The sequence below is a fragment of the Mesorhizobium sp. M8A.F.Ca.ET.021.01.1.1 genome (genome assembly GCF_003998025.1).
GTDB lineage: Bacteria > Pseudomonadota > Alphaproteobacteria > Rhizobiales > Rhizobiaceae > Mesorhizobium.
In genome coordinates, this window is record NZ_RZSJ01000374.1 from 1 (window position 1) to 6,091 (window position 6,091).

The 6,091-nt window shown below is 65.8% G+C and carries 4 protein-coding genes; all 4 read left to right on the forward strand.

Annotation, left to right across the window (positions count from 1 at the left end):
- On the forward strand, positions 1-182 hold a 182-nt coding region (locus tag EOA36_RS24225), incomplete at its 5' end, for an AraC family transcriptional regulator (RefSeq protein ID WP_145969283.1).
- 210 nt (positions 183-392) lie between these two features.
- Positions 393-4,721, forward strand: a complete 4,329-nt coding sequence (locus EOA36_RS24230) for a YadA-like family protein (RefSeq protein WP_127279740.1) — start codon at positions 393-395, stop codon at positions 4,719-4,721.
- A 90-nt stretch (positions 4,722-4,811) separates the two neighbouring features.
- Positions 4,812-5,360, forward strand: coding sequence for an invasion associated locus B family protein (locus EOA36_RS24235; protein WP_127279741.1), 549 nt, complete (start codon positions 4,812-4,814; stop codon positions 5,358-5,360).
- Positions 5,361-5,373: 13 nt separating this feature from the next.
- On the forward strand, positions 5,374-6,066 hold the full coding sequence (locus EOA36_RS24240; RefSeq protein ID WP_127279742.1) for a hypothetical protein: 693 nt from the start codon (positions 5,374-5,376) through the stop codon (positions 6,064-6,066).
- The last annotated feature ends 25 nt before the right edge of the window (positions 6,067-6,091 follow it).

Consider the following 6,091-nt stretch of genomic DNA (forward strand, 5'->3'; position numbering starts at 1 on the left):
TTCTCGATCTGCGGCTGGATTTTGCGGAGAGACTGCTTGCCGAGAGCAGCCTGGCGATCGCCGACATTGCCCATCTCAGCGGTTTCTCGAGCCAGAGCCATTTCACCACCATGATGAAGAAATACCGGCATGTAACGCCACTGCGGTCGCGCTCGAACAAGCTTATCTCGAAGACCAGGTGACGGATAGGCTGCGGCATATCTTGGAAATATAGGTGATACCTATTAAAGTTCCGGCTAAAGTAATAAGCCGTTAACCTCTGCCGAGTTGTTCCGCGATTTTTTCTTACGACACAGCAAGATCGTGAAATACCGCGCACAAGAATCATGTCTTTCTGCCGCTTGGGGGAATTGTCTGACATTTTCATGCCGACTGGCGCGCTGAGAGGGACCATGACCGACAATTGCATCTCACGTCACTCGTTTGTCCAGCATCGCGCCGCGCTTTTCGCCAGTCACTGGATCGCGAATGCCGATCCTCGCTCCCGCTCGGCCCGGCGCCGCCTGATGGCTGTACTGCGCATGGCGTCCCGCGTTCTAGGCATGCGTCGTAAAGATCGGGGTATCGGTGCGATTGGGGCTGTTTTCGGCGTCTTGGGGCTGGTTATTGCGCCTCAGGCATTTGGCCAAGTTATTCCAGGCGGTAACTATACAGCGGGCGCCGGAACGGCGAGTGGTGCCAACGGCATCGCGATCGGTTGCACAGGATATACGGCCACCGTCGGAGCGCCGACGGGAGGCATGGCCATCGGCTGCCGAGCGATTTCCAACGGGAATAATTCAGTTGCGATCGGAGTCGATGCGCAAACCCAAGGCGGCGGGGCTGTCGCCATGGGTCAAGGATCCGCGGCGACCGCGCAGAATTCGACTGCCGTAGGCAACTTCGCTGCTGCGAGCGGGCTGCGCGCGAGCGCTTTCGGCACAAACACCGTTGCGTCCGGATTGGATTCTCTCGCCCAAGGCAGCTTCGCCGCCGCTGGCGCCCAGAACGCAGTGGCTCTCGGCTTCCAGGCACAAGCCACGCAGCTAAATTCGGTCTATCTCGGTTCGCGCACCGTTGCTGGAACAGGAGCGCTGGCACAGAGCGCCATCGGCATCGGCACGGATGTTACAGCATCCCAGGTCGACGCCATCGCGGTCGGACGTTCATCCGTTGCGTCGGCTCAATATTCGGTGGCTCTCGGCCTGAGCGCAAAAGCCACCGGCGCCGGCGGCGCGATGGCGCTGGGCCAGGGCACGATCTCGAGTGGCACCAATTCGGTAGCGATCGGCGTTCAGGCCAGTGCCACCTTGGCCGGCGCCAATGCTTTGGGTACCTTCTCAGTCGCTTCGGGAGGTAACTCCACGGCGGTCGGCACCAGTTCCACCGCCAGCGGCGCCAATTCGTTCGCCGGAGGCTGGGGATCTGTCGCCAGCGGTGCCAATTCCACTGCCGTAGGACGTCAGGCCGCCGCGATCGGCACAAGCGCCACGGCGATGGGTGATGCAGCCAAGGCCTGGGGCAACCAGTCCATCGCATTCGGCGTGAACGCGCAGGCAGGCGTTCAGGCCAACACGGCCCTGCCCAACAGCATCGCGATCGGCACCAATTCGCTTGCTTCCGGCGGCTTCGGCGTCGCGCTCGGCCAGGCCACTCAGGCCACTGCCGACTTTAGCACGGCAGTCGGCAATGGGGCCGTTGCCAGCGGCGCAAACGCCTCCTCATTCGGCGTCCTGGCCAGCGCGACGGCAAATAATACCCTCGCCGCCGGCGTCAACGCCGGTGCCAGCGGAGCCGGCAGTACCGCTCTCGGCAGTGGTGCCCGAACCACCGCCGTGAATGCCGTCGCTGTCGGCGCTGGGACGAGCGCGTCCGGGATAAACTCCGTCTATATCGGCCAGACCAGTTTTGCGACGAGCGCCAGCGGACAGAGCGCCATCGCCGTCGGCACGGACGTGACGTCATCCGGGGACGACGCCCTTGCGATGGGGCGTGAAAGCGCGGCGACTGCAACCAACGCCATCGCGGTCGGTCTCCAGTCTTCCGCTGATACCGCCGACTCCGTCGCCATCGGCACCAGGGCGATCGCGACCGGGGGGAAGGCTGTCGCAATCGGCGCAGACAACGTTGCTTACGGCGACGGCGCGGTGGCCATCGGCGATCCTAGCTTCGCCAGCGGCACCGGCGCCTTTACCGGCGGCGCCAACAACATCGCCAACAGCGACGGCACGGCAACCGCCACCGCGGCCAATACGGCCAACGGTGCTGTCGCCATCGGCAACAGCAACAAGGCGATCGGGCAAGGCTCCGTCGCGCTGGGCAACGGCTCCACTGCGGGTGCCGCCGGCCTCGCCGGCAATGTCGCGCTCGGCAACGGTGCGGCGGCGGCGGCAAGCTCCGGCGACGTGGCGCTCGGCTCGGGTTCGGTGACCGCCGTAGCGGTCGGCACGCCCAACGCGGTGATCAACGGCACCACCTACGCCTTCCAGGGCACCAACCCGACCTCGACGGTCAGCATCGGCGCGCCCGGCGCGGAACGCACTATCACCAATGTCGCCGCGGGGCGGATCAGCTCGACGTCGACCGATGCCATCAACGGTTCGCAGCTCGCCGCCACCAACCAGGCAGTCGACGCCATCGGCACCACGCTCAGCACCATCGGCAGCGGCGTGACCAATCTCGGCAACACGATCAACAACATCGCCGGTGACACCTCGACCGCCTATACCGACGCCAATGGCGTGGGCATCCGCTATGCCCGCACCAACGAGGCCGGACTGGCGCAAACGGACTCCTTCGCACAGGGCGTCGGCTCCACGGCCGTCGGCTACCAGGCGACCGCGACCGGCGTCAGCGGGCTGGCGCTCGGCCGCGACAGCGCGGCCAACATCGACGGCAGCGTGGCACTCGGTTCGGGCTCGGTGTCCGATCGCGCGATCGCTCCCGCTTCCGGGCAGATCGCCGCCGGTCCGTCGAACTTCATCCAGTACAACACCACCGACAAAGTGCTGCTCGGCGCCGTTTCGGTGGGTACCGCCACCTCCTACCGGCAGATCACCAACGTCGCCGACGGCACGCAGGACCAGGACGCCGTGACGGTGCGCCAGCTGGCGGGGGCGATCGCGGCGGTCTCTGCCACCTCGACGAAATATTTCCATGCCAATTCGACCGCTGGCGATTCGCTGGCGGTAGGAGCGGAATCGGTCGCGGTCGGTCCGACCACGGTCGTCAACGGCGACAATGGCGTCGGTATCGGCAATGGCGCCATCGTCGACCAGACGGCGCCTGGCGGCACCGCCATCGGCCAGAACGCTCATGTGATGCTGGCCGACGGCATCGCGCTCGGCACCGACTCGACCGCATCGGGCATCCAGTCGGTGGCGCTCGGCGCCGGCGCCCAGAGCACCTTCGCCAACAGCGTCGCACTGGGTGCGTCGTCAACCACCACGGTTGGCGCGCAGGCCGGCTACGCCGCCTTTGGCCTGACCGCTCCGCAGACCTCGGCCGGCGAAGTGTCGATCGGCGCCGCGGGCGCCGAGCGCAAGCTCACCAATGTCGCGGCGGGCTCGGCCGGGACCGATGCCGTCAACGTCTCGCAGCTGCGCGGCGTCTCGCAAAACGTTTCCAACCTGTTCGGCGGCGGCACCACGGTCAATCCCGACGGCTCGATCACCGGCCCGACCTACACCATCCAGGGCAACAATTATTCGACCGTCTTTGATGGTTTCACTGCTGTCGACAATGCGCTGACCAACATCAACAATGGCGGTGGCATCAAGTATTTCCACGCCAATTCGACGCTGGCCGACTCCACCGCCAGCGGCACCGACAGCGTCGCGATCGGGCCGGCCAGCGTGGCCAGCGGCACCAACAGCCTTGCCGCCGGCAATGGCTCGACAGCCACGGGGCAGGGCGCCGTCGCGCTCGGCCAAGGCGCCAAGGCCAACAACGCCAGCGATGTGGCGCTCGGTTCGGGTTCGGTGTCGCAGACCGCCGTCGGCACGTCCAGCACGGTCATCAACGGCAAGACCTACGCCTTCGCCGGCACGACCCCGACCGGGACCGTCAGCGTCGGCGATGCCGGAACCGAGCGGACGATCACCAATGTCGCCGCCGGGCGCGTTTCCTCCGGCAGCACCGATGCGATCAACGGGTCGCAGCTCTACGCCACCAACACGGCGATCGAGGACCTGACCAAGACGATCGGCGGCATCGGCGGCACCGTCCAGAACACCGTGCAATACGACACCGTCAACAATCCGGACGGATCGACGACCAAGACCAACAAGATAACGCTGCAGGGCGGTGACCCGAATGCGCCTGTCGTCATCTCCAATGTCGGCCCCGGCGTTACCGGCACCGACGCGGTCAACGTCAACCAGCTGAACCTGAACCTGGCTCAGAGCAAGACCTATACCGACCAGGTGGCGGTCACGACGTTGCAGCAGGCCAACAATTATACCGACCAGAAGCTCAGCCAGCTGAATTCCGACATCAGCGGCATCAGGGACGAAGCACGGCAGGCGGCGGCAATCGGACTGGCGGCAGCCTCGCTGCGCTATGACGACCGTCCCGGCAAGCTGAGCGTGGCGGCGGGCGGCGGCTTCTGGCGGGATTCGAGCGCCTTTGCCTTCGGCGCCGGCTACACCAGCGAGGACGGCCGCATCCGCGGCAATTTGTCGGGCACGGCGGCGGGTGGAAATGTCGGTGTCGGCGCCGGCCTGAGCTTCACCTTGAACTGAGGCGGGCAACTGGCGGCGATGAACAGGCGGACCGGCCATGACAGGCTACACGCGGATCCGGGGAGACCGTTTGGTCTTTCCGGATCCGCCGTGGCATTCCTGACCGGTCTGGCGCTTGCCGGCGGGCTGGCGCCGGCTGCCGGGCAGGTGGCTTCGCCCTACAGGATCAAGCCCTCCGAGGTGGTCGTGCCTCCCGACGTGAAGCTCGGACAATACCAGCGCACCATCCGTCCCTTCGAGAACTGGACGCTGATCTGCGACGAGAACCTCAAGGCGCGCAAGAAAGTCTGCAATGTCTCGCAGGTGATCGAGGACGGCGCCGGCAAGATGGCGTTCAGCTGGTCGCTCGCCGCCACCCAGGACGGCAAGCCCTACATGATCCTGCGCACCGCGCCGAACGCCAGGAGCGATGGGCTTGTGTCGCTGAAGTTCGATGGGCGCGCCGAGCCGATCGACGTGCATCTGAACGGCTGCAACGAAATGGTCTGCGTCGGCATGCTGCCGGTGGGACCCCTGATGCGACAGGAGATAGCGCAGAAGGCGACGCCGGCGATTTCCTATCCGACCGTCGATGGCCAGACCATTACCGTCACCGCAACGCTCAAGGGGCTGTCCGAGGCCCTTGCGCCAATCAAATAGCCGAGGCAGCACCGTGAGCCAGCAAGACCCGTTCATCTCCGCGACGCGCAGCAATCCGACCGTCGAGCCGGATCGGCGACGGGTCGTCGAGCCGGACCGCAAGAGAACCGTCGAGCCGCCGCGGCGGTGGCCGCGCGTCATTGGGTTTTCGCTGCTGGGGCTGGCCATGATGGGCATTGGCTTCGCCGGCGCGAACTATGCCGCGATCGCCGGTCTGGTCGGCAGCCCGACGGCCGCTCAGGCCGAGGCGGCCGCCGCTCCCGCACTGCCGGACTCGCCCTTCCTCCAGCACGTCAAGCAGGCCGGCGTGCAGGCCTGCTCGACCATCTTTCCGGTGCTCGGACAGCTTTTGACGACCGGCGCGAAGTACAGCGTCAAATCCCTGTGGAACGACCAGGCCGCCGACAAGCACGCCGTCCAGGCCTTTGTCGGCATGGACTATGCCACCGACCGTTACAGCGGGCCGGCCGCCGGCGTGGTCTTCGCGTCACCCACCGCTTCGGGTTGCGAGGGCGCCATGGTGCGGGTGGCGCCGTTCGCAAGTCCGTGCGCCGACATTCCGTCCGTTCTTCCGCAAGGCAGCAAGATCACGGATCATCTCGGACAGGTCGAAGTGTACGAGCTTGGCGGCAACACGGGCGAAGCGCTTCTGCTGCCGACGGGCAACACATGCGTGGTGATTTCCATCGCATCGGCGGCCAAGTGAGGATGTCAGGCGAATGGGCGAGACG